General features: G+C 67.4%; 21 protein-coding genes. 12 read left to right on the top strand and 9 right to left on the bottom strand.

The features are described 5' to 3' along the window. Position 1 precedes the first annotated feature (1 nt). Complete coding sequence (locus tag T8K17_RS19860; protein ID WP_322331462.1) at positions 2–1,252, top strand: YcaO-like family protein; 1,251 nt, start codon at positions 2–4, stop codon at positions 1,250–1,252. After that, positions 1,249–2,001, top strand: coding sequence for a TfuA-like protein (locus T8K17_RS19855; protein WP_322331461.1), 753 nt, complete (start codon positions 1,249–1,251; stop codon positions 1,999–2,001). The genes T8K17_RS19860 and T8K17_RS19855 overlap by 4 nt, the downstream gene beginning before the upstream one ends. A 6-nt stretch (positions 2,002–2,007) precedes the next feature. Here the strand turns inward: T8K17_RS19855 and T8K17_RS19850 are convergent, their stop codons facing one another. From T8K17_RS19850 to T8K17_RS19840, 3 genes are all read right to left on the bottom strand, one after another. Then, positions 2,008–5,016 carry an ATP-binding protein gene (locus T8K17_RS19850; RefSeq protein ID WP_322331460.1) on the bottom strand — a complete coding sequence of 1,003 codons (3,009 nt, stop codon included), beginning with the start codon at positions 5,014–5,016 and terminating at the stop codon, positions 2,008–2,010. A 182-nt stretch (positions 5,017–5,198) separates the two neighbouring features. Continuing rightward, positions 5,199–6,290 carry a peptidoglycan-binding domain-containing protein gene (locus T8K17_RS19845; RefSeq protein ID WP_322331459.1) on the bottom strand — a complete coding sequence of 364 codons (1,092 nt, stop codon included), beginning with the start codon at positions 6,288–6,290 and terminating at the stop codon, positions 5,199–5,201. 29 nt (positions 6,291–6,319) lie between these two features. Then, positions 6,320–7,636: a cell wall hydrolase gene (locus T8K17_RS19840; protein ID WP_322331458.1), complete on the bottom strand. Its 1,317-nt coding sequence runs from the start codon at positions 7,634–7,636 to the stop codon at positions 6,320–6,322. 586 nt (positions 7,637–8,222) lie between these two features. Here T8K17_RS19840 and T8K17_RS19835 point away from each other — a divergent pair. The 6 genes from T8K17_RS19835 to T8K17_RS19810 all read left to right on the top strand — a co-directional run bounded on the left by T8K17_RS19835 (position 8,223) and on the right by T8K17_RS19810 (position 13,712). Continuing rightward, positions 8,223–8,882, top strand: a complete 660-nt coding sequence (locus T8K17_RS19835; RefSeq protein WP_322331457.1) for a hypothetical protein — start codon at positions 8,223–8,225, stop codon at positions 8,880–8,882. 10 nt (positions 8,883–8,892) lie between these two features. Continuing rightward, positions 8,893–10,575, top strand: a complete 1,683-nt coding sequence (locus tag T8K17_RS19830; protein WP_322331456.1) for a methyl-accepting chemotaxis protein — start codon at positions 8,893–8,895, stop codon at positions 10,573–10,575. A gap of 168 nt (positions 10,576–10,743) precedes the next feature. Continuing rightward, entirely contained in the window at positions 10,744–11,217 is a 474-nt protein-coding gene (locus T8K17_RS19825; RefSeq protein WP_322331455.1) for a carboxymuconolactone decarboxylase family protein, read from the top strand. Then, positions 11,207–12,073, top strand: a complete 867-nt coding sequence (locus T8K17_RS19820; protein WP_322331454.1) for a sigma-70 family RNA polymerase sigma factor — start codon at positions 11,207–11,209, stop codon at positions 12,071–12,073. Before T8K17_RS19825 ends, T8K17_RS19820 begins: the two co-directional genes overlap by 11 nt. Before the next feature lie 138 nt (positions 12,074–12,211). Further along, positions 12,212–12,445 carry a DUF2892 domain-containing protein gene (locus T8K17_RS19815; protein ID WP_322331453.1) on the top strand — a complete coding sequence of 78 codons (234 nt, stop codon included), beginning with the start codon at positions 12,212–12,214 and terminating at the stop codon, positions 12,443–12,445. 13 nt (positions 12,446–12,458) lie between these two features. After that, positions 12,459–13,712, top strand: a complete 1,254-nt coding sequence (locus T8K17_RS19810) for a HAMP domain-containing sensor histidine kinase (RefSeq protein ID WP_322331452.1) — start codon at positions 12,459–12,461, stop codon at positions 13,710–13,712. 45 nt (positions 13,713–13,757) lie between these two features. Here T8K17_RS19810 and T8K17_RS19805 read toward each other — a convergent pair whose 3' ends face one another. Further along, positions 13,758–14,588, bottom strand: coding sequence for a sugar phosphate isomerase/epimerase family protein (locus tag T8K17_RS19805; protein ID WP_322331451.1), 831 nt, complete (start codon positions 14,586–14,588; stop codon positions 13,758–13,760). A gap of 245 nt (positions 14,589–14,833) precedes the next feature. On the opposite strand from T8K17_RS19805, the gene T8K17_RS19800 reads away from it, so the two are divergent. From T8K17_RS19800 to T8K17_RS19785, 4 genes are all read left to right on the top strand, one after another. Then, positions 14,834–15,124, top strand: a complete 291-nt coding sequence (locus T8K17_RS19800) for a UxaA family hydrolase (RefSeq protein ID WP_322331450.1) — start codon at positions 14,834–14,836, stop codon at positions 15,122–15,124. A gap of 11 nt (positions 15,125–15,135) precedes the next feature. Beyond that, the gene (locus tag T8K17_RS19795) at positions 15,136–16,323 is read left to right on the top strand and encodes a UxaA family hydrolase (RefSeq protein WP_322331449.1); all 1,188 of its coding nucleotides are present in this window, start codon (positions 15,136–15,138) and stop codon (positions 16,321–16,323) included. 502 nt (positions 16,324–16,825) lie between these two features. Then, positions 16,826–17,194 carry a DUF983 domain-containing protein gene (locus tag T8K17_RS19790; RefSeq protein WP_322331448.1) on the top strand — a complete coding sequence of 123 codons (369 nt, stop codon included), beginning with the start codon at positions 16,826–16,828 and terminating at the stop codon, positions 17,192–17,194. A 296-nt stretch (positions 17,195–17,490) separates the two neighbouring features. Next, positions 17,491–19,191, top strand: coding sequence for a thiamine pyrophosphate-binding protein (locus tag T8K17_RS19785; protein WP_322331447.1), 1,701 nt, complete (start codon positions 17,491–17,493; stop codon positions 19,189–19,191). Positions 19,192–19,277: 86 nt separating this feature from the next. Here T8K17_RS19785 and T8K17_RS19780 read toward each other — a convergent pair whose 3' ends face one another. From T8K17_RS19780 to T8K17_RS19760, 5 genes are all read right to left on the bottom strand, one after another. Beyond that, positions 19,278–21,371, bottom strand: coding sequence for a HAMP domain-containing methyl-accepting chemotaxis protein (locus T8K17_RS19780; protein ID WP_322331446.1), 2,094 nt, complete (start codon positions 21,369–21,371; stop codon positions 19,278–19,280). 237 nt (positions 21,372–21,608) lie between these two features. Then, a complete protein-coding gene (locus T8K17_RS19775; protein ID WP_322331445.1) occupies positions 21,609–22,109 on the bottom strand; it encodes a GNAT family N-acetyltransferase in 501 nt (166 codons plus the stop codon). Continuing rightward, a complete protein-coding gene (gene rsmA / locus T8K17_RS19770) occupies positions 22,106–22,987 on the bottom strand; it encodes a 16S rRNA (adenine(1518)-N(6)/adenine(1519)-N(6))-dimethyltransferase RsmA (RefSeq protein ID WP_322331444.1) in 882 nt (293 codons plus the stop codon). Before rsmA ends, T8K17_RS19775 begins: the two co-directional genes overlap by 4 nt. Further along, positions 22,984–23,988, bottom strand: a complete 1,005-nt coding sequence (gene pdxA / locus T8K17_RS19765; protein WP_322331443.1) for a 4-hydroxythreonine-4-phosphate dehydrogenase PdxA — start codon at positions 23,986–23,988, stop codon at positions 22,984–22,986. The genes rsmA and pdxA overlap by 4 nt, the downstream gene beginning before the upstream one ends. Then, positions 23,981–25,267, bottom strand: a complete 1,287-nt coding sequence (locus tag T8K17_RS19760) for a peptidylprolyl isomerase (RefSeq protein ID WP_322331442.1) — start codon at positions 25,265–25,267, stop codon at positions 23,981–23,983. Before T8K17_RS19760 ends, pdxA begins: the two co-directional genes overlap by 8 nt. Positions 25,268–25,275: the final 8 nt, after the last annotated feature.

The raw sequence follows: 25,275 nt of genomic DNA, 5'->3' as shown, positions 1-25,275 counted from the left end.
GGTGAACGACGCTGCGCCGGTTACCTTTCTGGAGATCGAGGGCACCACGCGTGCCTGTTCACCGCGCGAAACGATAGAGCGCGTGATGCCGTTGCTGCCTGTCTTCGGCATCACGCGTGTCGCCAACGTGACCGGCCTCGACACCATCGGCATTCCGGTGGTCATGGTCACCCGCCCGAACGCCCGCTCCGTCTCGGTGTCGCAGGGCAAGGGGGCGACCCTGGACGCGGCAAAGGCCTCCGGCCTGATGGAGGCGATCGAAATCCATCATGCCGAGCATATCCTGGCGCCGCTGCTGCTTGGTTCCTACAACGAGTTGCGGTTCCGCGAGACGGTCGTGGACGTCACCTCCATGGCTCTTTCGACCCGCAAGGATCTGACGGCGACGGCGCGGCTGCTGTGGATCCAGGGCTACGAGCTCGTGACCGGCGATCCGGTCTGGGTACCTTATGAGGCGGTCCATACGGATTTCCGCACGCCCTTCCCCGAGGGCAGCGGCTATTTTCTCTGCACCTCCAACGGGCTCGCCTCCGGCAATACGATCGAGGAGGCGATCTGCCACGGCCTCAGCGAGGTGATCGAGCGCGACTGCCTGGCGCTCTGGCGGCTTAGATCCCGGGAAGACCGCGACCGGTGCGAGTTGGATCTCTCCACGGTGACCGATCCCCACTGCCGCGCCTTGCTCGACCGGTATGCCGCCGCCGGGGTGCCGGTGCGGGCCTGGAACCTCACCTCCGAGATCGGGGTGCCGGTGTTCAACGTCTGGATCCCGACGCCGCCCACCGGAATGCCCATCTCCGTCAGCGGCTTCGACGGGCACGGATGCCACCCCTTCGCCCATATCGCCCTGTCCCGCGCCCTGTCGGAAGCGGCTCAGGGCAGGCTCACCATGATTGCCGGCGTGCGCGACGATATCGACCCGACGTATTACGACGAACGTCCGGACGAAACGCCGGTCGTCCCGCCGGTGGCCGAGACACGCTCCGCGCCGCCCCCGGTTTCCTATGGCGATGTGCCCAGCCTGCAGGGGCGCAGTTCCCGGGCGCTGATCGAGCGGATGGTCGAGCGGCTGTCGGCGATCGGGCTGGAGCAGGTGATCGTGGTCGACCTGACCCGTGCGGAGTTCAACATCCCGGTGGCGCGGGTCATCGTCCCGGGTCTGGAGGGCAATCCGAATGCCCGTCTCTATCGGCCGGGGCGCCGCGCGCTTCGCGCCGCCGGGATCGATCCGGAGCAGGGGGCAGCGTCATGACCCTGATCGTGTTCGGCGGGCCGTCGTTGGCGCCCGGCGCTCGGGAGCGGTTCCCGGAACTGTCCTTCCGCGGTCCCGCCCGTCAGGGCGACGTGTATCTGGCTCTGCGTGAGTCGCCCAGGGCGATCGGCATTATCGACGGCTTCTTCGATACTGTGCCCTCGGTCTGGCACAAGGAAGTGCTCTGGGCCATGGCCCAGGGTGTCCATATCCTCGGGGCCTCCAGCATCGGGGCCCTGCGCGCGGCCGAACTCGACAGTTTCGGCGTGGTGGGAGTCGGGAGCGTCTACGAGGCGTTTCGTGACGGCATGCTGGAGGATGACGACGAGGTGGCCGTCACCCACGGTCCGCTGGAACTCGGCCATCGTCCGCTGACCCTGGCCATGGTCAGCATCCGGGCGACCCTTGCGGCCTTTCCCGTGGATCAACTGTCGGACCCTGGCAGTCTGGCGCTGTATCGGGACGCGGCAAAAGCGCTGGGATACCGTGATCGGACAGTGCCCCGGATATCGGCGCGGGCCTTGGAGCAGGGCGGGCATCGCGGGGATATCGATACCCTGGCCGCACAGATCTCCGAAAAGCTCGTCGACGTCAAAGCGGAGGATGCGGAGACCCTGCTGACGATGATGCGGAACCGGGCCGCCGAATTCTCGGAACCGAAGACCGTGCGCTACACCTTCAACGACACCTCGGCCTGGCGGGCCTTCGTTGCCTGGGCGGAGGGCCAGGCGTGGCCGCGTGTCGCCTGAAACCCGTCAGCGCCGTTGCAGGTGGGCCCGCGTTTCGAGGACCGCCTTGCGAAGCGGCGGAGAGTCGAAGGCCTCGGCAGACGACAAGGCGGAGGCCAGGGCCTCGGCACCCTCTGTCTCGTAGCCGCGTCGGATCAGCACCTCGCCGAGCAGACGCAGGCGTTCAGAATCATAATAATAGGGGTGCTCTGACGGAAGGTCCGCGCCGGCCTGGGTGAGTTCGGCTTCGGCCTCCTCGAGAAGGTCGGAAGCCAGCAGACATTCCGCCAGCAAGGTCCGGGCATAGGGCAGCAGCTGTCCGCCGCCGCCGCTCTTATAGGAGCCGATCGACTCGCGGATCCGGGAGATTCCGGCTTGCCTGTCGCCAGAGAATGCAATTGCCCAACCAGCGAGAATGCCGCCACGGTCGATCCAGTAGCGCATACCCGACTTATTTTCGCTTGCGATAAGTGTTGACTGGTTCGCTTCGGCCAGTGCCTGTTCAGGGTTTCTCTCGCACTGCCAAATCGACGCGCAGATACTGTGCGAGTACGCGAGGCCGAAGACGTGCTGCATCCTTTCAGAACGCTGCTTGGCGGCCTTGATTGTCTCGAAAGCGGCGTCCCGATCTCCTAAGAACCAGAAATTCCAGGCGCTGAGACAAAGAGCGACAACACCGGGGTCTGTGCCCTGCGCCCCGATCGCTCGATTGATGCCCGCAGAACCGTAGAGCCGCAGGGCTTCCTGAAAGCTCGCGTGGGCTTCCTTGAAGCCGCCGGACCAAAGCCGATAGGCGCCGTTGGCGTTCGCCGCATCGACCCTCATCAGCGGATCTCTGGAGCGCGCGGCGATGGCGCTGAGCTGGCGGGTGAGAACTTCGACGAGCGGATAGTTGCCCTGGATCATGTTGGCGTTCCAGAGACCGCGCACCGCGTCGAAGGTCGACCGGCCGTCGTCGCTGGAGACCGTGAGGGACAGGGCCTTCTCGAACATCTCCTGGCCGACCTGATCGCCCCATCCGTAGAAGATGTTCCGGGTGGCACCGATGAGGTTGTAGATCCGCACCAGCCATTCCCGGCGGCTGCCACCTTCCTCCATGGCGTCCGCTTCGGCCGCGGCGAGCTCGAGCTGGTGGATCGATTCCGTCGCGGCGTACTGGCCCTTGAACTTCTCCGCCGCCACCAGACGGTAGCTCAGGCATTTCTCCACCTCGTCCGCCTCGGAGAAGTGCCAGGCCAGCACCTCCGGCAGGGCGGCGAAGCCGTCCTCCGCCGCGTAGGTCTCCATCGCCTGGGCGATCCGGCCGTGCAGGGCCGCCCTGTCGGCTTTCAGCAGGCTGGAATATCCGGCGTCGCGCAGCAGCGCGTGGCGGAACCGGAACTCGTCGCCGACCGCGGCACTGCCGGTCAGGATGCCGCGCGACTCCAGGTCCGAGATCACGGCGATGGCCTGGTCGATATCGACCCCGACGGTCCGCGCCACCAGACGCAGGTCGAACACGTCGCCGCAGACCGCACAGGTCTGGATGAAGGCCTTGCCGGGGCCGAGCTCGTCGATCCGCTCGTTCAGCAGGTCCATCAGCGTGCCCGGCGCGTCCTCCGGATCGACCTCCCGGCCGTCGCCGTTGCCCTTGCGGGCGGCGACCCGGTCGAGTTGGTGGGTGACGTACTCCTCGATGAACAGGGGAATGCCGCCGACCTTGGCCAGCACCGCCTGGGCGTCGAGATGGGCGAAGGGCTTCTCCGAGATCAGCAGGTCGACCATCGCCCGGGCGTCCTCCTGGGTCAGGCCGGACAGCTGCAGTTCGGTGACGTCGAGCTTCAGGCGGGCGGACAGGGTCTCCCGGCTGGTCAGCACGACCTGGATCGGGTGTTGCTCCACCCCCCGGCACAGCACCTCCAGCCACTCGGTGGAGGAGTCGTCGAGCCACTGGACGTCCTCGATGACCACGATGACCGGCGTGCGGGCGGCGAGCGCCTCCAGACGGCGCACCAGGGCGGCGACGACGCGGGCGCGCTCCTCGCCGGGGCGCGAGATGGCGACCCCGGACTGTCCGTCCTCCAGGATGCGCAGGATCGCCTGGGCGTTCTCGATTTCCTGTTCGCCGGGGGACGCGGCCAGTTCGCGGGTCAGCGTCTCCAGCCGCGATCCGCCGGGCGGCGTGGCGGCGTCCAGATGCCGGATCAGCTCGTCGCGCAGCGGCTGCCACGGGCTGTTGCGATGGTGTGTGTTGCCCTGCATCAGGACCAGATGCGGCTGGTCCTCGGTCACCGAATGGACGAACTCGTAGATCACCCGCGACTTGCCGATGCCGGCCGGGCCGACCACGCCGACGGCCGCCCCCTGGCCGAGCCGCGCCCCGTCCCACAGCCGGTGCAGGACCGTCAGCTCCTCGGTCCGGCCGACGAAGGCGCAGCGCTGCAGTGCGTCGCGGGCGAGGAAGCGCAGGGGCAGCTCGCGATGGCCACGCACCCGCCAGAACATTTCCGGATTGCGGAACCCCTTGAGCCGGATCGGCGGGTTCGGGGCGCAGACGAAGAAGCCGCCGGCCTTGCGGTAGACCGCGTCGGAGATCGCCACCTCGCCGGGATCGACCTGTTCCTGGAGGCGCCGCGCCACATGGGGCGCGCGCCCGATGACCTCGTAGAAGACCGACCCGCTGCTGGTATGGGCCTCGCCGACCAGCACGGAACCGGATGCGATGCCTGTGCGGCAGGCCAGCGTGGTCCGCATCGGCGTGCGGATCTTGGCGACCGCCTCGGCGACGGCGAGACCGGCGCGCACGGCCTGCTCGCTGGCATCCTCGCGGGCCAGGGGGAAGCCGAAATAGGCCAGCACGCCGTCGCCCTCGATCCGGGCGATATAGCCGCCGAACTGTCCGATCAACCGGGCGCACGTCCCCGAGAACGCGTCGAAGACGTTCTGGGCATCCTCGGGATCGAGGTCGTCGACCAGACCGGTGGAGCCCACCAGATCGACGAACATGACCGTCAGATGGCGTCGTTCCTTGACCGGACGCCGTGATTCCTCGGACAACGCCTTTTCCCCCAAGTGTAAGGCGTATTAAACACTAGATATTCAGTCGATCAGTTTATGTCCGGGAACGCCAGCATGCCAGCGACCAGCATAGACCGACCCGATCCTCCGCGCGCAGTAGATGTAGATCGCGAAGGGGTTTATGAAAATCGATCCAGAATGGAAAGAATGGTTAATATTTTCTACCTATCGATCGGCGCCAGCAGCCGCTCGACCAGGTACGGCGTGAGGATACCGGTGGGCCGGCGCCCCACCGAGAGCTGATATTCCTCGATCATCGACCGGGTTGCCGCATCGAGCCGGCCGGTCAGGAAGCGTCCCGTCATGCCGAGAGCGCGCTGGATATCCTCGATGTCGTCGCGGGTGAGGCCGGAGGCCTCCAGCGCGCTCTCGGCCCGCTCCGGTGCCGCTGGGTGGTCGGCGAGGACACCGGCGGAGGGCAGGGTGGCACGGGGACCGGCGATACTGCCGCGGGCCACCCGCGGGGGAACCAGCCGTCGCATCAGGGAGAACCAGAGATCGGCTGCGAGGGAGACGGCGACGGCGGTGACCGCGAAGCCGAGCAGCTTGGACGGGTGCGCGGCGATGGTGGACAGGGCCTGCAACCCGGCCGCCAGGGGGCTGTCGTCGGCGGACAGGGGCCAGCCGACGGGCAGGGCCGGCGATCCCTCGGCAACCGACGCCGCGCCGGCCCAGATCGCCCGGGCGATCTCCAGGGTGTCGAGATTGAACAGGACGGCCGCCAGCGCGGCCACGGCGAGGATCCAGCCCTGACTGCGGCGCCGGTACCAGCCGGTCACCCGGTCCATGGCGTCGTCGTACCACTCCTCGATCCGAAGCCGAAACCCGACCCGGTCGAACGCCGTCTCCTCGGCGAACAGACCGAGTGTCCGCTGAAGATCGGCGTTCGGGGCGGCGGCCACCAGGTCCGGGACCCGCGGCCGCGGCCTGTCTTCCGACTGCGCGAGGGTGGACAACTCGTCGAGGAGGGCGCCGGCGAACAGACGCGACGGCAGATAGGCCGGAGCGGACCGGCCGGCCATGCGCAGATTGCGGACCGCCGGATGATCCAGGATCCGTTCGGCCAGATTGTTGGTGACGCAGGGGTCGTCATGCTCGCCGCACAGGTCGCGGATCGTGCGGGCGAGGGCCTTCTGGCGGAGCCGAAGGGCGGAGGCGAAGATCTCCCGAAGGGCGGAACAGAGGAGTGCGGTCAGGATGTAGAGGAGGACAAGGCTGACAATCACGTCGATCAGCGATCCGGAAACGGGCATGCCGGTCTCCTGGCGGGAGCTGTATGCAGCTACGGGATGTCGTTGAAGAAGACGTAATTGCCGATCTGGGCGCAGGGGGCGTGCTCCCGGGAGTAGTAGGGGGAGACCCGCCGGTGGTGAAAGTGATCGGCCCCCAGGGTCAGCCCGCCGACTCGGCCCGCCACCAGATCGCGGGCGATGGTCACGCAGTCGGCGATCTCGGGATCTTTGAGGGAGATCGACAGCGTCCGTCCGCGGTTCGGATCGCCGGGGTTCCAGCAGCTGAACTGGTCCGGCTGGCGGCAGACAGCCTCCACGCTGAGCCCGAACCGGGGCGAGCGCTTGATCGCCCGGTTGTAGACCACCTCGGCAATGGCGAAGCGGGTTTCGGCCGGTTCGCGGCGGGCTTCCCCGTAGAGGGTGCGGGCCACGAGGTCGATGGCGTCGTCGAGATCGTCGACGGGTGGGCGGTCCAGCGGCATCGTGATGACGTCCATGTCTGTTAACAGGTCGAGGTCATGGTGCTTGGCGAAGGTGTCGAGCACGGGGGCGATGGGCGTGAAGACACTGATGTCGCTGCGGCCCTCATCGGCGCCGTCCCGATTGCCCCAGCCGTGGAGGCCGACTGCTCGGCCCCGATCGTTGAGCAGGCTGCCGCCGCTGTCGCCCGGGCGGGTGACGGCGCGGCACAGCGCCTGATCGCGGAAGCCAACACGCCGGCGGCCGAGGCCCGGCACGTCGGCGTCGACGGCCAGGGTGGCCCGTTCGCAGACCACCATCGTCCGCTGCCGCCCGCTTGCGGCACCGGTCAGGTGCAGATGCATGCCCGAGCGGATGTCCCCGCTGACCCCGGTGGGCAGCCTGCCGGTCAGGCGGGCGGCGGCCTCCGGGCGAACGATCTCCGCAAGGGCGGCATCCACGGTGTTCGGGTACCCGGCCTCGCTGGGGACCGGCGTCGTCCAGGCGACCAGCCGGGCGGCGGGCCGGCCGTTGCCGGTGCCGTCTGAGATCATCAGGCGATCGCCGACCTGCGGCTCCGGTCCGCCGGCCAGCACATGCCCGGAGCCCACGAGATAGGTCCGGCCGTCGAAGCGATGGCGCATCAGATATCCGTACGACCCCCAGGGCGCCCCCTGGCGGTCGGCCTTCACCGCGTTCAGATCGGCACCCGGCGCACCGGACGGCAGGACTCCGCCACGGGGAAGAAGCGGGGGGAGGGCTTCGACGTCGATGGGGATCCGGATATCCGAGGCCGGCAGCGTCAGGAAGGCGGGCGCGGGGGCGTCGAGAGCGCGCGACGGACGCTTCTGCGAGACGAAAACTTTCAGGCACCGCGCGCCGTCGTGGCGGCCGGCCGTTTGGCGCAATCCGATCCCAAAACCCAGGACAGTCTGCTCCCGCGCCCACTCCGCGCGCGGAGCGGATCCCGATGTCAGGCGTTCGAAGGCGGCGGCGATTGGGTCTGCGTCATCCATCTGGTCAGAGGCCGGGTCCGCGGTGGTTCAAGCTCGGGGTGCCGGGCCGCCGCCGTCGGGAGTAAGCGACGGCGACCCGGCTGGCGCTCTGTGTCGGTCTTGGTCTGCCCCCAAAGATGACGAGCGCCGTGACATCAACCTGCGCCAGCAGGAGCGGATATGCGACCACAGCCGTCACGGTGTTGCTGTGTTGATTCTCACGCTCACGTCGGAAAAGCGGCTTCCGCGCCGGCCGGACAGGAGTGACGCAGAGGGTTAACGACCGGACCGGGCCCGGGGGTCGCCCGGTGCCGTTCCGAAGACGAGAACGGTATCGACAGAATAGTCTCAATGGATTGCGCCGGACGCTCTCCCGGAACACGTTAATTATTTATAAACTGGTGGAAATTCAGCGAAAAGAAGAGCGGTCTTTTAACCAATCTTTAGACCTTTTCCCCTCATATGGCGCCCAACGCAATGGGTCTATCTGGAGGGAAAGATGAAAGTGTGGCTTGCAGAGAAAGACAAGGAGATGCGGACTGCCGCCTCGGCCGTCCTTGTCCTGGTCTCTGCCCTGTTCTGCCTTGCCGGCCCGGCCAAGGCCGAGCCCAAGGCGCTCACCCTAACGATGGACGAGCTTGTCACCGACGAGATCATCGCGGACATCCGCGAGTGGGTGAACGTTCCGGTCGTCCTCGAAGCCCTGCGCAGCCGCAACGAGGGAGCCGGTCAGCTCAATCAGAGCGAGATCGACCGGCTCGATAAGCAGTGGCGTGCGGAAACCAAGAATGAGGATCAGCCGCTGATCACCTCGGTCCTGGCCAACCCGCTGTCCTCCTACCTCTATCGGGTCCAGGCCCGATCTGTCGGTCTCCTGACGGAAGTCTTCGTCATGGATCGCAACGGCCTGAACGTCGGCCAGAGCTCGGTGACCTCCGATTACTGGCAGGGCGACGAAGCCAAGTTCCAGAAGACGGTCGATGTCGGCCCGGGAACCGTGTTCGTCGATGAGCCCGAGTTCAACGACGAGACCGCGACCTGGCGCGCCCAGATCAACCTGACGATCGACGACGACTCCGGCAATCCGGTCGGCGCCATCACGGTGGAAGTCAATCTGACGGAGCTGGAACGGCGCAAGCTGGCCGGTCTCGGGGCCTGAGGAGGACACCATGTCTGCTTTGAACAACATCTCGATCGGTCGGAAATTCGCCGGCGCGTTCGGCATTCTGGTCGCCATCATGCTGGTCTCCGGCGCGCTGACGTTCTACCAGCTGAGCCGGGCAACGGATGCGGCCAAAGAGGTCGACCGGGTCAACACCCTGCTCGACACGCTGACCGCCATGCAGGGCAATGCGATCGACCAGTCCGGCAGCATCAAGGAACTCCTGATCAGCGGCGACCGGACGTCGATCGACCGCTACCGGCAGCAGGGCGAAGCCTTCGACGCCGCCAGTCAGACCATGCTGAACGCGCTGGCCGACGATCCCGAGACCAAGCGGCTGACCGAAGAGTTCATCGCGGTGAACCGGCAGTGGCGGGAGACCGCCGAGCGTCAGATCGCCCTGATGCGCCAGCCGTTCACGGTCGACGAGGCCCGCCAGATCGAAAGCAACGGCGCCGGCCGCGAGTATGTCGCAGCCCTGAGCCAGAAGTTCGAAACCCTGAAAGAGCGCGGGAACAACATCGTCAGCGATGCCACCGCCAAGCAGGACCAGATCTTCATCATCGTCGAGGTCTTCGCCGCCGGATCCGCCCTGCTGGGCGTCATCTTCGCCGCACTGGCCTATCTCGTCCTCAACCGAGGCATTTCGCTGCCGATCAGCGCCATGTCCGTGGTCATGGGGCAGATGGCGACCGGCAACCACAACGTCACCGTCCCGGGTGCGGGCCGCGGCGACGAGGTCGGTCAGATGGCCGAAGCCGTGGAAGTGTTCCGCCGCAATATGGTGGAGAACGAGCGCCTGCAGGCCGAGGCCGCCGCCAAGCAGAAGGCGGAGCTGGACCGAGCGCAGGCCCTGCGCGACATCACCCAGCAGTTCGAGACCGAGGCGCAGTCGATGACCGCGGCGGTGGCCGCGGCGGCGACCGAGCTGGAGGGCACCGCCCAGGCGCTGAACACCATCGCCGATCAGTCCACGCACCAGGCGACCATCGTCGCCACGGCGTCGGAAGAGACCTCGATGAACGTGCAGACCGTCGCGACGGCGAGCACCGAGCTGTCGGCGTCGATCAGCGAGATCTCCCATCAGGTGGCGAACGCCAACAACCTGGCCAGCGCTGCACGCACCGACGCTCAGTCGACCGAGTCCGAGGTGCGGGCGCTGGACGAGGCGGTGCAGCGGATCGGCACGGTTGTCACCCTGATCCAGGAGATCGCCGAGCAGACCAACCTGCTGGCCCTGAACGCCACGATCGAGTCCGCCCGTGCCGGCGATGCCGGCAAGGGCTTCGCGGTGGTCGCCTCGGAGGTGAAGAACCTGGCCGGTCAGACCGGCAAGGCCACCGAGGAGATCGCGTCGCAGATCCAGGCCGTGCAGGACCGCACCAGGACGGCGGTCAACTCGATCGCCAAGATCGTCACCCGGGTGAACGAGGTGCAGGAAGTGGCCGCGGCCGTTGCGGCGGCGGTCGAGGAGCAGGATTCCGCGACCAAGGAAATCTCGCGGAATGTCGAGGAAGTCGCCACCGCCGCCAACGAGGTGAACACCAACATCTCGGGCGTGCGGGAAGCGGCGAGCGAGACCGGTGAGTCGTCCGGCCGGGTGCTCACCACCGCCCGAAGCCTGACCGAGCAGGCCGAGGGACTGAAGAACCGGGTCCAGGCGTTCCTGCGGGACGTCCGCGCCGCCTGATCCCGGAGAGAACTGCGAAGCAGCGGGCGGTCCAGCACGGGCCGCCCGTTTCTCTTTGCCGTCTCTGTCGCGAAATTTCTTCCCGGTCCATGTCACACCGGGGAGCGCTCCGTCGTCATGTCCGTGTCGACCCCGTCGACGCGTTGATCCGACACGATGGAGATCCCCATGACCCCCCGACTTGCCAATCCCTATCCGCTCGCCAAGGACGGCTTCGCCGCCATGGTCGCCCTGGAGAAGGCGATCGCCGCCAGCCCGATCGAAAAGTCGCTGCTTCACCTGATCAAGCTGCGCGCCTCACAGATCAACGGCTGTGCCTACTGCATCCACATGCACACCACCGAGGCCCGGCGCGACGGCGAGAGCGAGATGCGGCTCTATATGACCAGCGCCTGGCGCGAGTCCTCGCTGTATTCCGACCGGGAGCGGGCGGCCCTGGCCTGGACCGAGGCCCTGACCCGGGTCGCCGAGACAGGCGTGCCCGATGCCGACTGGGAGCTGGTCCGCGATCAGTTCGAGGAGGCCGAACGCGCCTGGCTGTCGCTGACCATCGGGGCGATCAATGTTTGGAACCGGGTGGCCGTCGGTTTTCGCTATAACCATCCGGTCGAGAGTGGCGCTGGACACGAGAATGCGGCCTGAGCCGGATATCGCTGATTTCGAGACGCAGCGGCCCGCGCTGCTGCGTCTCGCCTATCGCATGCTGGGATCCATGGCCGAAGCCGAGGACGTGGTGCAGGAAAGCTGGCTGCGCTGGCGCCAGGCGGACCGCGGGACCATCGGCAATCCTCCCGGCTGGCTGCGTCGGGTGGTCTCGCGGCTGTGCCTGGACCAGCTCAAATCGGCCCGGATGCGGCGCGAGACCTATGTCGGCACCTGGCTGCCGGAACCGGTCGTGGACGCGCCGGATCCGGAGTTGCTGGCCGACAACCTGACCTATTCGCTGATGCTCGCCCTGGAGCGGCTGTCGCCGCTGGAGCGCGCGGCGTTTCTGCTGCACGACGTCTTCGAGATGCCGCTGGCGGATGTCGCGGAAACCCTCGACCGGGAACCGGCCTCGGTGCGTCAGCTCGCCGTGCGGGCCCGCCGCCACGTACGGGCGGATCGGCCGCGGTTCCCGGTCGCGCCGGAAGAGGGCCGCCGGGTGGCCGCGGCGTTCTTCGAAGCCGCGCGGCTGGGCGATGCCGCTGCGCTGAAGGGGCTGCTGGCCGAGGACGTGTCCCTGCGAGCGGACGGCGGCGGCAAGGTGCTCGCCTTTCCCAATGTCATCCAGGGGGCGGACAAGGCGGTTCGGCTGTTCTGCGGCCTGGCGCGGAAATATGCCGGCCGGCTCCGCTTGGAGGCGCTGGTCACGGTGGACGGCCTGCCGGCGATCGTCTCGCGCAACGGTGGGACCCTGCAGGCCATGGTGCTGGAGGTGGTGGAGGGCCGCATCGCCGCGATTTACGTGATCCGCAATCCGGACAAGCTCGAACGCCTCAGCGGCGTCCTGGGCTGACCGGGCGCCAGCGGGCGCCGGCAGCACCGCCGGAGGACCAAGTACTGTAAGTCGCGGCACCGATCCGGCCTTCCATATCGCTTCCGGTCTGAGACACTTTGAGGTAATTTCAATTGTGTCGAATTACCGTTGAATTCCATGTCCGTGTCCCGCCCCTTCGCGCCGAATATGCACACGCTCGACCGCATCGTTCGGCTCGTGCTGGGTGTGGGCTGCCTCTATGCCGGCTTCATCGACTGGGGACTGATCCCGAATGCGGTGATCTCGGTCCTGGTGGGGCTGTTCGGCGTGGTGAATCTCGGGTCCGCGATTTTCGGATATTGCCCTGTCTATCGGCTTGGCGGCATCAGGACGAACAGGGCCTCGGAGTGAAGGGGCTGGAGGGGTGAAGGGGCTTGCCGCGCGCCTCGCCGCGCTGATCGGTACGATCGGCCTGGCCGGCCTCGGTTTCCTGTTTTTCATCTCCTATCAGGGGGCCCAGTCGGTCTCGGCGATCGACCAGGGACAGATGCTGGCCGCGCTGAGCCACGGCGGATCGCTGCCGTCCGGAGACCGGCTGGCCACGGTGGCGATCGAGCCGGGCGGGCCGCAGGTCATGCGCGGCACCGTCCCGGTGCCGGTGCTCGTCCGTATCGCCGAGGCGTTGCCGGAGGAGGAGCGCTGGGCCGAGGCCGACGGGCGCCGCTTCGTATGGACGGTGCTCGACCCGGCCGATGGCGCGCCGGCGACGGCCCTGGTCTACGAGAGCCCTCCCAGCTCCCGCGATCCCTTCCTGCGCCACATGATGCTGCCGCTGGGCATCGCGGCGGTCATCGTGGTCTGGGTTTCGGTCTGGGCCGGGCTGTACCTGGCCCGGCTGATCCGCACCGCCGAGCGGCAGAGCGCGCTCGAGGCGTCGCTGGCCGAAGCGACGGAGAACCGCCGTCTGCGGGATTCCTTCCTCGCCCATCTCAGCCACGAACTGCGCACGCCGCTCAACGCGATCATCGGCTTCTCCCAGGTCCTCGCCAGCGAGACCTTCGGTTCGCTGGGCAGCGGGCGGAACGTCGAATACGCCGAGAACATCCATCGTTCTGGACTGCATCTGGTGCGGTTGGTCGGCCACATTCTCGACCATGCCCGGATCGAGCTCGGCAAGGACACGGTGGTGGAGGGCGAGTTCGGATTGGAGGCGGCAATCCATGAGGCCGTATCGATCCTGTCGGCGGAGGCCGAACGGGATCTCGTGTCCATCCGGATCGACATCGCTCCCCATCTGCCGCGGTTGAACGCCGACCGCATGAAGACGATGCAGGTCCTGCTGAACCTCATCTCCAACGCGGTGAAGTTCTCCACCGGCGGGGGCAGCGTCACGGTCTCCGCGCGGATCGGTGACGGCGGGCAGATGGAGATCGAAGTCGTCGATACCGGCATCGGCATGTCGGAGCGCGACATGCAGAGCGTCCAGAAGCCGTTCAGCCGGGTCGCCTCCGACCCGCACCACACCAAGCACGGCACCGGCCTCGGCCTGTCCCTGAGCACCAGCCTGATGGTGCTCCATGGCGGGACGCTGACCCTGGAGAGCACGCTGGGAAAGGGGACACGGGCACTGGCTGTCTTCCCGGCGTGGCGCGTCCACCCGTTACATCCCGACGCCTGACGGTCGCGTCCCGGCCTCTCAGCCGGAACGCGGCCCGTCCCACTATTATTGCGCGAGGCCGAGATCGATCAGGTGCTGGGCACCCTTGAGGATCTCGGAATGGTCGCGCAGTTCCAGGATCAGCCGGGGACGCGCCTTCAGCGCCGCCACGGCCTTGAAGATCGACGGCCAGCGGATAGTTCCGTCGCCCGGCGCCCAATGCCGGTCGGCATAGCCGTCGGCGTCCTGCAGGTGGATATGGGCCAGAAGGTCGCCGGCGGCGGTCACGTAGCGGTCGACCGGCGGCGCACCCGTCGAGCCATGGGCGTAATGGGCATGGCCGGTGTCGATGGAGACCCGGACGGAGGGACTGTCGAAGGATTTCACCAGATCGACCCGGTGGGTGGGATCCTTGTCCTCGATGTTCTCGATCACCAGTTCGACCCCGATCTTCTCCGCCCGGGTGACCGCGGCGTCCAGGGTCTCGTGCACCCGCCCGAGCAGGTCCACGCGGCCCGTCGGATAGAAATCGATGTTGTTGTGACCCCAGGTGGTCACCGGGCTGTGCACCACCATCTGGGTGGCACCCAACTCCTCGCAGACGTCGAGGCCCTGCTGCATGCGCTTGCGGACCACCTCCCGGACGTCCGGATCCTCCGAGGCGATGGTGAAGCCCCAGAACGGGCCGTGGATGCCCAGGCGTCCCGTGTAGCCGGCGAGCAGCTCCTTCGCTTCGGCGGCGATCGGCTTCCAGTCGCCGCTGTTCAGGATGTCCGCCTTGATGAAGTCCTGGAGCTCTAGGTCGCGGTGATCGTCGCAGATCCAGTCGCGCATCTCGCGCAGGACCCGGACCGGCATGGCGGCGCCGAGCAGGGGCAGGGGGGCGGTATCGGTCATCGGAGGTTCTCGTCTGGTGGCAAGCGAAGCCCGAAGCTACGCCGCCGATCATGGCGGTGCCATCACCGTCGCGTGACGCCTGCGGGACGGTTTTGCGACCGATTGGCGGCGGCGGGCGCCAAGTCGCGGGCTGGACAACCGTCACGCTAGGGTGCAGGAACGAAAGCGACGCGCGAGCCGCGCCAAGAAAGATTGCTGTCCGCTATGGCGGGACAAACGCAACGAAGGCTCACAGGGAGGACTGCATGAGTAATGAACCGCATCTCCTGGTTCACGACCGCAAGGACAATGTCGGCGTGGTCGTGGTGGAGAACCTGGCGGCCGGCACCGACATGCTGTGCCGCGTTACCGAAGACAATTCCACGTTCCGCCTGAAGGTGCTCGACGACGTGCCGATCGGCCACAAGGTGGCCCTGGTCGACCTCTCCGAAGGCGATACCGCGATCAAGTACGGCGAGGATATCGGCCGCATGGTCGGCAGCGCCGCCAAGGGCAGGCACGTTCACGTGCACAACCTGAAAACCAAGCGCTGGTAGGAGGAACGACCATGGCGAATGCGATCGACTATGCCAATCAGAGCGTGACCGCCTGGCGCCGGGAAAACGGCCGGGTAGCGGTGCGCAACCACGTCGTCATCCTGCCGGTGGACGATATCTCCAACGCCGCCTGCGAGGCCGTCGCCAATAACGTGAAGGGGACGATGGCGATCCCGCATTCCTACGGCCGGCTGCAGTTCGGCGAGGATCTGGAGCTGCATTTCCGCACCATCATCGGCACCGGCGCCAATCCGAACGTGGCCGCCGTGGTGGTGATCGGCATCGAGCCGGAATGGACCAAGGTGATCGTCGACGGCATCGCCAAGACCGGCAAGCCCGTGGAGGGCTTCTCCATCGAGCAGAAGGGCGATTTCGAGACCATCCGTCAGGCGAGCTGGAAGGCCAAGGAGTTCGTCCACTGGGCGACCGAGCAGCAGAAGGAGGAGTGCGGGCTGACCGAGCTCTGGGTCTCCACCAAATGCGGCGAGAGCGATACGACGACCGGCCTGTCGAGCTGCCCGACCGTCGGCAACATGTACGACAAGCTGCTGCCGCACGGGCTGTACGGCTGCTTCGGCGAGACTTCCGAGATCACCGGCGGCGAGCATATCTGCGCCGACCGGGCGGCCAATAACGAGGCGCGCGACAAGTTCCTGCGCACCTTCCAGGCCTATCAGGACGAGGTCATCGAGCCGCACAAGACCTCCGACCTGTCCGACAGCCAGCCGACCAAGGGCAACATCCTGGGCGGGCTGACGACCATCGAGGAGAAGGCGCTCGGCAACCTGGAGAAGATCGGCCGCACCTCGAAATACATCGACGTGCTGGAACCCGCCGAAGCACCGGCAAAGGGCAACGGGCTGTACTTCATGGACACGTCCTCGGCGGCGGCCGAATGCGTGACCCTGATGGCGGCGGCGGGCTATGTGATCCACACCTTCCCGACGGGCCAGGGCAACGTGATCGGCAACCCGATCGTCCCAGTCATCAAGATCACCGGCAACCCGCGCACGGTGCGGACCATGAGCGAGCATATCGACGTGGACGTCTCCGGCGTGCTGAAGGGCTCGCAGACCATCGACGAGGCGGGGGACAGCCTGATCGAGATGATCGTGCGCACCGCCAACGGCCGGCATACGGCGGCCGAGGCGTTGGGCCATGTGGAGTTCGTGCTGACCAAGCTCTACCGCAGCGCCTGACGCCGAAAAGTGACCCCGGACCCGACGGGGGGTCGGATCCGGGGCCTAACGGCCGGGACTGAGGGGGGAGGGTCCCGACGACAGGGCTTGTAACGAGCAAGCCCCGCTGGTGGGGTGCCGCGGCCTTGGGGCTCCGGAGGTGGTCGGAGCGCCGCTGACGGGCCATCGGCACCGATTGGGATGGTCAGGACAAGAAGAGGGCGACCAGGGCGACGGCCATCATCGCCAGCCCGGACAGGCCGAGCGCTGCGGGCAGCAGAGCTTCCGAACGGCGGCGTGTGGGGACGGACATGACGGTCGATCCTCTCTATCGATCCCGGTGGAGCTCGAAAATTTCGACTCCCTTTGAAGACTGAACGCGAACCCCGACTATTTCCGGCGGTCATTGATAAATTTTTATCGATCTGGCCGGTATGAGACCCGTGACCCGGCGTCAGTCGGACGCATTGCGCAGCACCGGGCTTTGCTGTTCCTTGCGGGCATCCGGAATGCGGAGGACGCGATGAGTGAACGGCCGATCGGACTTGGTGTGCGCAGGGGCCTGCGCCTGAAATGCCCGCAATGCGGCGAAGGGCGCCTCTTCCGCAAGTATTTGAAGGTCTCTGACCACTGCGAGTGCTGCGGGGCGGACAACACCGTCTATCCGAGCGATGATGCGCCGCCGTATCTGTCGCTGTTCCTGGTCGGCCACTTGCTGATGCCGTTCATCGTGATGATGTCGCGGGACATGGATCCGCCGATCTGGGTGATGGCGTCGATCTGGCTGCCGCTGACATTGGCCTGCTGCATGATCTCGCTGCCCTACATGAAGGGCATGGTCGTCGGTTTCGCCTGGGCGCTGGGCGTGAAGCACCCGGACGCCGAAACCTGAGCGGCCCAGTTCGGCGCTTCTTTCAAACCCAAAAGATTCTCCCACTCCCCGGCCTTGTGCCGGGGCGAGCCCATCCGTTGACGCGAAGCGGGTGAGAGTCGGTTCAGGCCCAACCGGTTGCCCTGGAATAAATCCGGGGAGAGCGGGAGGGTTGGAGAGGGATTAACAGTTCCTCAGTCTCCCCGCTCCGGAACCGCAGCCGTTCCACAGACAGGGGCGCTCCGGGTCATGCATGTCTGGCCCAGCCGCCGCGGCCTCGGCTATTGTCGCGCCTTCATCAATGGAAGGATCCGAGAATGGCGAGTGACGGCGACAATCGGCCGACAGGGGCGGAAGCCATGGTGCGCATGCTGGAGGCCCATGGCGTAACTCATATGTTCGGGCTGTGCGGCGACACGACGCTGCCGTTCTATGACGCGCTCGCGCGGCTCGACCACAACATCCACCACATCCTGACCCGCGACGAACGCCACGCCGCGTACATGGCCGACGGCTATGCCCGCGTCACCGGCAAGCCCGGGGTCTGCGAGGGTCCCTCCGGCGGCGGGGCGACCTACATCCTGCCGGGGCTGGTGGAGGCCAACGAGAGCTCCGTGCCGATCCTGGCCATCACCACCGACGTGTCGACCACGGCGCGCGGCCGCTATCCTCTGACGGAACTCGACCAGGTGTCGATGATGCGGCCGCTGACCAAGTGGAACACCAGCCTGGACGATGCCAGCCGCCTGCCGGCGATGATGCGCACCGCCTTCCGGGCGATGACCACCGGCCGGCCCGGGGCGGTCCACCTGGCGCTGCCGTTCGACACCCAGAAAGGCTACGTGGACGCGGGCGAGCTCTGGGCCGATCCGCGCCACCAGACCTACCCGGCCGAGCGCGCCGGCGCCGATCCGGACGCGATCCGCGAGGCTGCGAAGATCCTCGGCAAGGCCAAGTCGGCGGTCGCGATCTGCGGCGGCGGCCCGGTCATCGCCGGGGCCGAGGCGCCGCTGGCGCGTCTGGCCGCACTCCTGGATCTGCCGATCGCCACCACCGTGTCGGGGCAGGGCGCCATCGCCGAGACCGACCCCCGCGCCGTCGGCGTCGTCGGCACCAATGGCGGCGTGCAGTCGACCCGCGACGTGGTGGAGGCGGCCGACGTGGTGCTGTTCATCGGCTGCCGGGCCGGCTCGGTGACGACCGAGCGGTGGCGCTGGCCGTCGACCGACAAGAGCATCATCCATATCGACAGCGACCCGATGGTGATCGGCGCCAACTACTCCACCGCCGTGGCGATCTGTGCCGATGCCCGTCTGGCGCTGGACGCCTTGGAGGCCGAGCTGGAGGGGATGTCGGGTCTCGCCCAGCAGAACGGCGTCGAGCGCGCCGCCGCCGCCTGGAAGGGCAAGCTGGACGCCTATGGCCCGCTGGCGGCGAGCCAGGAGCGGCCGATCAAGCCGGAAGTGGTGATCCAGGGCCTGATGGACATCCTGGACGACGACGCGGTGATCGTCGCCGATCCGGGCACGCCGTGTCCGTATTTCTCGGCCCATTACCGCTGGCGCATTCCGGGCCGGCACTTCATCACCAACCGGGCCCACGGGGCGCTCGGCTACTCGCTGGCCGCCGCCATGGGCGCGCAGGTCGGACGGCCGAACGCCCAGGTCCTGTCGGTCATGGGAGACGGGTCCTTCGGCTTCTGCTGCGGCGAATACGAGACGATCGTGCGCAACAAGCTGCCGATCAAGTCGGTGGTGTTCTCCAATGCGGTCTACGGCTGGATCAAGGCCGGCCAGGATTCCGGCTTCGGCAAGCGGTACTACAACGTCGACTTCAATCGCACCGACCACGCGGCGGTCGCCAGCGCCTTTGGCGTGAAGTCCTGGACCGTCGAGGATCCGGCGGAGTTCAAGTCGGTCATGAAGCAGGCCCTGGAGCATGACGGCCCGACCCTGGTCGACGTCATCTCCCAGCCGCTGCACGAGGCGGCGGCGCCGGTGTCGGAGTGGATCGCCTGATCCCAGTCCCGTCGGACGCCTGAAAAGCAAACAGCCCCGGATTGCGGTCCGGGGCTGTTTTCGTGTCGGGGGATGCCGTCGCCCGGTTAGAGCGCCTGCACCGAGCGGATGAACTGCCCGACCTCGGTCTCCAGGGTCGACGACTGCCGGTTCAGGTCGTCGGCCGCCGACAGCACCTGGGACGCGGCGGTGCCGGTCTGACGGGCCGCGTCCGACACGCCGGAGATGTTGCTCGACACTTCGGTCGTCCCGCGGGACGCCTCGGTGACGTTGCGGGCGATCTCCTGGGTCGCGGCCGTCTGCTCTTCCACGGCCGCGGCGATCACGGTGGCGATCTGGTTGATCTCGCCGATGACCTTCACGATCTCCTGGATCGAGGTGACGGAGCTCTGGGTCGCGGTCTGCATCTCCTCGATGCGGCCGCTGATCTCCTGGGTGGCGCTGGCGGTCTGGGTCGCCAGGGCCTTCACCTCCGACGCCACGACCGCAAAGCCCTTGCCGGCGTCGCCGGCGCGGGCGGCCTCGATCGTCGCGTTCAGGGCCAGCAGGTTGGTCTGTTCGGCGATGTCCTGGATCAGGCGGACGACGTCGCCGATCGCCTGGCTGGAAACTTCCAGGCCCTGGACCGTCTGGTTGGTCTTCGAGGCGGCCTCCACGGCCCGGCCGGCGATCTGGGTCGCCTGCTCGAGTTCGCGGCCGATCTCGGCGATCGAGCTGGTGAGCTCCTCGGCGGCGGCCGCGGCGCTTTCCACGTTGCTGGAGGCCATGGACGAGGCCCGCTCCACGGTGGCGGACTGGGACTCGGTGCGGTCGGCGGTCTCGGTCATCGACTGGGCCGACGCCTGCATCTCGGTGGCCGAGGAGGCCAGGCGCTGGATCAGGTCGGCGACCACCTTCTGGAAACCGGCGATGATCTCCTGCATGGCCTGGGCCCGCTTCAGCTTGGCCTCGGCTTCCGTCTTCGCCGCCTCGTCGCTTTCGCGCTGGCGGATCAGCGCCTGCTTGAAGGTCTCCAGGGTGGCGGCCATGCCGCCGATCTCGTCCTTGCGGTCGAGATAGGGGACGTCCGCAGCCAGGTCGCCACCCGACACGTCGCGCATGGTCTGCGTGATGTGCTGGATCGGGCCGGTAACGCGGCGGCGGATCACCTGCAGGCTGACGATGCCGAGGATCACCAAGCCGACCAGGAGGGCGCCGACCAGATACACCACCATCCAGCTCGCGGCGGCCTCGTCGCCGGCATAGCCGATGGTCTGATCCAGCGCGGTCATGCAGATCGCCACCAGACTGTCGAGCACGCGGCCGTTCAGGGCCTCCCACGCGTCGCGGTCGACCGTGTCGGCCTTGCCCTCATTGACGGCGGTCTCGATGGCCTCACGCTTCTGCGGGTATTCCTTGGTGACGCTCTGGGTCGCCTTGGCCAGGTCGGTCATCAGCGCCGGCGCGATGCCGGGGCGCGCCATCAGCTCGGTGAGCTGCTGCCAGCCGGCCTGGCCCTTGCCGCGGAGCTGGTTGATCTTGGCCCGCGAGGCGTCGGTGAATTTGCCCTCGCCGATGGCGGCCTGAATCGCGGTCGCCTCGAGGCCGACGGCATCGCGCGTCAGATAGGCGGCGTCCTTGATCGACACCAGCTCGGCGATGACCGGATCGACCATCCGCATCTGGGCGCCGAGCTCGCTGGAGATCGTCTCGAACTGATTGATGATGCTGGTCGCGGCCTTCTTCCAGTCGTCGGCCAGACCCGCCGGACGATCCGCCAGCGGCTGCTTGAGCGCGGCGTCGACCTTCTTGCGCAGGGTTTCGATCTTCTCCAGATCGCTGGCGATCGTGGCGCCCGTCACCGACTGGGCGCAGGTGATCTCGGCGCACAGGTCCACCAGCCGCTGGGTCGACGGCAGCGACGCGCTGCGGACCTCCTGGACGGACGCGATGAACGAAGCGCTCGCGGGATCGCCGGCCTTCAGCATGTTGACCACCGGGCCGCGTTCGCGCCGGGTGTTCTGCAGCGCGACGAAGGTCTCCTTCAACGCTTCAGCAGACTGCACCACCTCGCCCGACTGGTCGGCTTCGAGCACCGCCACCGTCATGGTGCGCAGTCCGAAGCCGGCGACGATGAGCAGCAGCGCGCCGTACAGACACATCAGCACTGTCGAGATGCGCGCGTTTTTAAATAAATTCACGGGAAATACTCCTGTTTACCGAGAGCCGGTCTGTTCGAGCTGGAGAAGCCGAAGCGGAAGGAGTGGAAGATTAAGTATTCAGATCTTAATTTTTTATTATCCGCGAGGCGGATTATTTCGGCACAGCGAGTGAATTAATCATTATTTTTAATATGGATATAGGGATAAACAGATATTCAAAGACATGCGTTAATAGACGCTTATATGATTAAGTAAGTGTTTATCGCCGTCCGACGATCAGGGGAGATCCAGCTTCATCCCGATATGGGACGGCTTAAACCCGAGCGCGGCATAGAACTGCTGCGCGTCCTCGCGTCGGGCGTCGGTGGTGAGCTGGACCAGGCCGCAGCCGGCCTCGCGCGAGCGGTCGATGGCGTCACGCATCATGGTCTTGCCGAGGCCGATACCCCGCACGGAAGAGGCGATGCGCACCCCCTCCATATTGGCCCGGGTCATGCCTTCCCGGCTGATCCCGGGGATGAAGGTTACCTGGACGCAGCCGATCACCGTGCCGGCGCGTTCGGCGACCAGATAGACGTTGCCGGCCTGCGCCGTCATCGCCTCGAAGGCGGCCAGGTAGCTGCGGGGGACGGGATCCTCCAGACGCTCGCGCGTCTTGCCCAGCGGATCGTCGACCAGCAGGGCGATGATGGCCGGCAGGTCGGCTTCGGCGGCGGGCCGGATGGCGATGCCGTTCTCGTAGTGCCGGGTTTCGTTGAGGATCGCGTCGGCGCTCATGGGATCGGCCCGTCTGTGGCGTTGAGAGCGGAATAGGCATTGGCCAGTCGGCAGAATTCCGGAACCGTCAGCCGCTCCGGCCGCAGGGTCGGGTCGAGGTCGGCGGCCTTGATCAGCGCATCGCCGCCCAGCCGCTTCAGGCTCTGGCGCAGCATCTTGCGGCGCTGGGAGAAGGCCGCCTCGGTGATCGTCTCCAGCGCGGTCCGGTCGGCCGGGGCCAGCGGCTCGGTGCGCGGCACCAGGCGGACCACGCTCGACCAGATCTTCGGCGCTGGCGTGAAGGCGGTGGGCGGCACGTCCATCACCTTGCGGGCTTCGCACAGCCAGGTGACCAGCACCGTAAGCCGGCCGTAGGCCTCGCTGCCCGGGGCGGCGGTCAGCCGGTCGGCGACCTCGCGCTGGAACATCAGGGTAAGGGACTCGAAGGCCTGCGGCGTGCGCAGCCAGATCAGCAGCAGGCGGGTGCCGACATTGTAGGGGAGGTTGGCCACGATGCGCCTCGGCTCGGGGCCGAGAGCGGCGAGATCGACTTTCAGCGCGTCGTCCTCGATCAGGGTCAGGGCCCCGTCCGACGCTTCGATCAGCGGGCCAAGGACCTCGGCGGCGCGGGCGTCGCGCTCGATCGCCACCACATGGGTGGCGCCCTCCAGAAGCAGGCCGCGGGTCAGGCCGCCGGGGCCCGGGCCGACCTCGATCGTCGTGCCGGCGGTGAGATCCCCGGCGGACCGGGCGATCCGGCGGGTCAGGTTCAGGTCGAGAAGGAAGTTCTGTCCCAGCGACTTGCGCGCCGACATGCCGGCCGCGGCGATCGCTTCGCGCAGAGGCGGCAACGCGGCCACCCGGGCGGCGACGGTCTTCTCGGCCGGGGGCTGGGTCATGGGGCGGCGGCGCGGCGGCGGGCCATCGAGCGGGCCATGTCGACCGCGGCCTTCAGGCTGTCGATGCGTGCCTGTCCGGTTCCCGCCAGGGACAGGGCTGTACCGTGGTCGGGCGAGGTGCGTACGAAGGGCAGGCCGAGGGTGACGTTGACGCCGCCCCAGAAATCGAGGGTCTTGATCGGGACCAGGACCTGATCGTGGTACATGCCCAGCACCACGTCGTAAGTCGTGCGGGCCTCCTCATGGAACAGGGTGTCGGCGGGCAGGGGGCCGCGCGCGTCGATCCCCTCGGCCCGCAGGATGGCCACCGCCGGGGCGATCACGTCGCCGTCCTCGCGGCCGAGGGCCCCGCCCTCGCCGGCATGGGGGTTCAGCCCGGCAAGCGCCAGACGCGGCGCGTCGATTCCGAAATCCCGGCGCATCGCGGCCGCGGTGATCCGGGCCGTGGTCACGATCTTGTCGGTGGTGAGCTGCCGCGGCACGTCGGCCAGCGGTATGTGGATGGTCACCGGCACGACCTTCAGCTCCGGCGAGGCCAGCAGCATGACCGGCACCACGTCGGGGCCGGACAGGGCCGCCAGATACTCCGTATGGCCGGGATGGGTGAAGCCGGCCTGGTAGAGCGTTTCTTTCTGGATCGGATTGGTGATTACGGCGGCCGCCTGGCCGGTGCGCACCAGCGCCACCGCGCGGGTAATGGCGTCCACCGTCGCCGGGCCGTTGGCCGGATCGGGGCGGCCGGGGATGCTGTCGGCGGGAAAGCCGTGTCGCAGGACCGGCAGGGCCGAGCCGAAGACGCCGGTCGCCTGCTCGGGCGCGTCGATGGGCGCCAGATCGACCGAAAGGCCGATCCGCCGCGCCCGCACCGAGACCCGGTCCGGATCGTCGATCAGGAAGAAGGGCGGCGTGGCCTGGTCACGGGCCGCCCACAGTCCGAGAGCCAGATCGACGCCGACGCCGGCGGGCTCTCCCGGCGTGACCGCAAGCGGGGCGTCAGACACGGGTTTCGATGAACGCAGCCTGGCGCAGGTCCCGCAGATAGCGCTGGGCAAGCACTTCCAGGCGCTGGTTCTCGAGTTGCCGGCGGATCTGCTCAGGGGGGGGCAGGTTGGTGGCAGGCTCGGTGCGCTCGCAGACCATGACGGCCATCACGCCGTTCGGCAGGTCGATCGGGGCGGTCTTCTGACCGGCCTGAAGGTCGGCGACCTGGGCGCGCAGCGCATCCGGCAGCTCGGCGATGCGGGACTTGCCCAGATCCGCCGCCACCGGGGAGCCGGCCTCCTTCGCCAGGCTCGCCAGCTGTTCGCAGCTCGTCGCGCGTGCGATGGCCGTGCGGACGGCCTCCGTCTGGGTGCGGCGCTGATCGGCGTCGTCGCTTGGACGGACCGGCAGGAAGATCTGGCTCAACTGCACCTCGGCCTGGGCCGGGTCCCCCTGGGCCAGCACCCGCGTGTCGGAGACCTGAAGGATGTGGTAGCCGACGATGGTGCGGATCGGATCGGAGACCTCGCCCTTCGACAGGGTCGCGACCGCGTCGGCGAGTTCGGGTGAAAGCTGGTCGGAGAGAACCCAGCCGACATCCCCGCCCACATTGGCGTTGGCGGCCTGGGAGAACTGGCGCGCGACCGAGGGGAAGGACGCGCCGGCGCGCACCTGCTCCACCAGCCGGTTCGCGAGCTGGACGACCTCGTTCTCTTTGGTCGGATCCTCGATGGTGAGCAGGATCTCCGATACCCGCTTCTGCTCCTTGCCCACGTCTTCGGCGAGCCGTGCCCGGGTCTCCTCGACCTCCTCGGCGCTGATCTCGATCTGGCTGGCGAACCGGCGCTGCACGAGCTTGGACCACAACAGGTTGGCGCGAAGCTGACGCTCGACCGTGGTCGGATCGATGCCGATCTGGGTGACGAAGTCGCGGAACTGTCCGGGGCGCAGGCCGTTGCGGGCTTCCAGATCGCTGCGGGCCCGGTCCATCTCGGCATCGCTGATGCTGACGGACAGGCGGGCGGCCTCCTGCATCTGCAGCTGCTCGTCGATCAGTCCGCGCAGGACCTGGGGCGCCAGACGCTGGGCCGTCTCCGAGCTGCGGGGAAGCTGGGAGGTGACGATGACCATCTCGATCCGATCGCGCAGGTCGCGCACGGAGATGATCTCGTCGTTCACCACCGCGGCGATCCGCTGGATCTGCTGGGCGTGGGCGACCGGTGGCGCGGCCATGGTCAGGGCGCCGGCGCTTACGGAGACCAGGGCGGCAAGGAACAGCGGTGCAAGACGTCGGGGCATTGGATCAG

The sequence above is a fragment of the Thalassobaculum sp. OXR-137 genome, from assembly GCF_034377285.1.
GTDB lineage: Bacteria > Pseudomonadota > Alphaproteobacteria > Thalassobaculales > Thalassobaculaceae > Thalassobaculum.
The sequence above is the reverse complement of the archived record's forward strand: the minus strand, read 5'-3'. Positions and strand labels throughout refer to the sequence as shown.

Excerpts from the sequence above, each read along its gene's own strand:
- T8K17_RS19855 (WP_322331461.1), top strand. The coding sequence starts at position 1,249 with ATGACCCTGATCGTGTTCGGCGGGCCGTCGTTGGCGCCCGGCGCTCGG.
- T8K17_RS19845 (WP_322331459.1), bottom strand. The coding sequence starts at position 6,290 with ATGCCCGTTTCCGGATCGCTGATCGACGTGATTGTCAGCCTTGTCCTC.
- T8K17_RS19835 (WP_322331457.1), top strand. The coding sequence starts at position 8,223 with ATGAAAGTGTGGCTTGCAGAGAAAGACAAGGAGATGCGGACTGCCGCC.
- T8K17_RS19830 (WP_322331456.1), top strand. The coding sequence starts at position 8,893 with ATGTCTGCTTTGAACAACATCTCGATCGGTCGGAAATTCGCCGGCGCG.
- T8K17_RS19825 (WP_322331455.1), top strand. The coding sequence starts at position 10,744 with ATGACCCCCCGACTTGCCAATCCCTATCCGCTCGCCAAGGACGGCTTC.
- T8K17_RS19820 (WP_322331454.1), top strand. The coding sequence starts at position 11,207 with ATGCGGCCTGAGCCGGATATCGCTGATTTCGAGACGCAGCGGCCCGCG.
- T8K17_RS19815 (WP_322331453.1), top strand. The coding sequence starts at position 12,212 with ATGTCCGTGTCCCGCCCCTTCGCGCCGAATATGCACACGCTCGACCGC.
- T8K17_RS19805 (WP_322331451.1), bottom strand. The coding sequence starts at position 14,588 with ATGACCGATACCGCCCCCCTGCCCCTGCTCGGCGCCGCCATGCCGGTC.
- T8K17_RS19800 (WP_322331450.1), top strand. The coding sequence starts at position 14,834 with ATGAGTAATGAACCGCATCTCCTGGTTCACGACCGCAAGGACAATGTC.
- T8K17_RS19795 (WP_322331449.1), top strand. The coding sequence starts at position 15,136 with ATGGCGAATGCGATCGACTATGCCAATCAGAGCGTGACCGCCTGGCGC.
- T8K17_RS19790 (WP_322331448.1), top strand. The coding sequence starts at position 16,826 with ATGAGTGAACGGCCGATCGGACTTGGTGTGCGCAGGGGCCTGCGCCTG.
- T8K17_RS19785 (WP_322331447.1), top strand. The coding sequence starts at position 17,491 with ATGGCGAGTGACGGCGACAATCGGCCGACAGGGGCGGAAGCCATGGTG.
- T8K17_RS19775 (WP_322331445.1), bottom strand. The coding sequence starts at position 22,109 with ATGAGCGCCGACGCGATCCTCAACGAAACCCGGCACTACGAGAACGGC.
- rsmA (WP_322331444.1), bottom strand. The coding sequence starts at position 22,987 with ATGACCCAGCCCCCGGCCGAGAAGACCGTCGCCGCCCGGGTGGCCGCG.
- T8K17_RS19760 (WP_322331442.1), bottom strand. The coding sequence starts at position 25,267 with ATGCCCCGACGTCTTGCACCGCTGTTCCTTGCCGCCCTGGTCTCCGTA.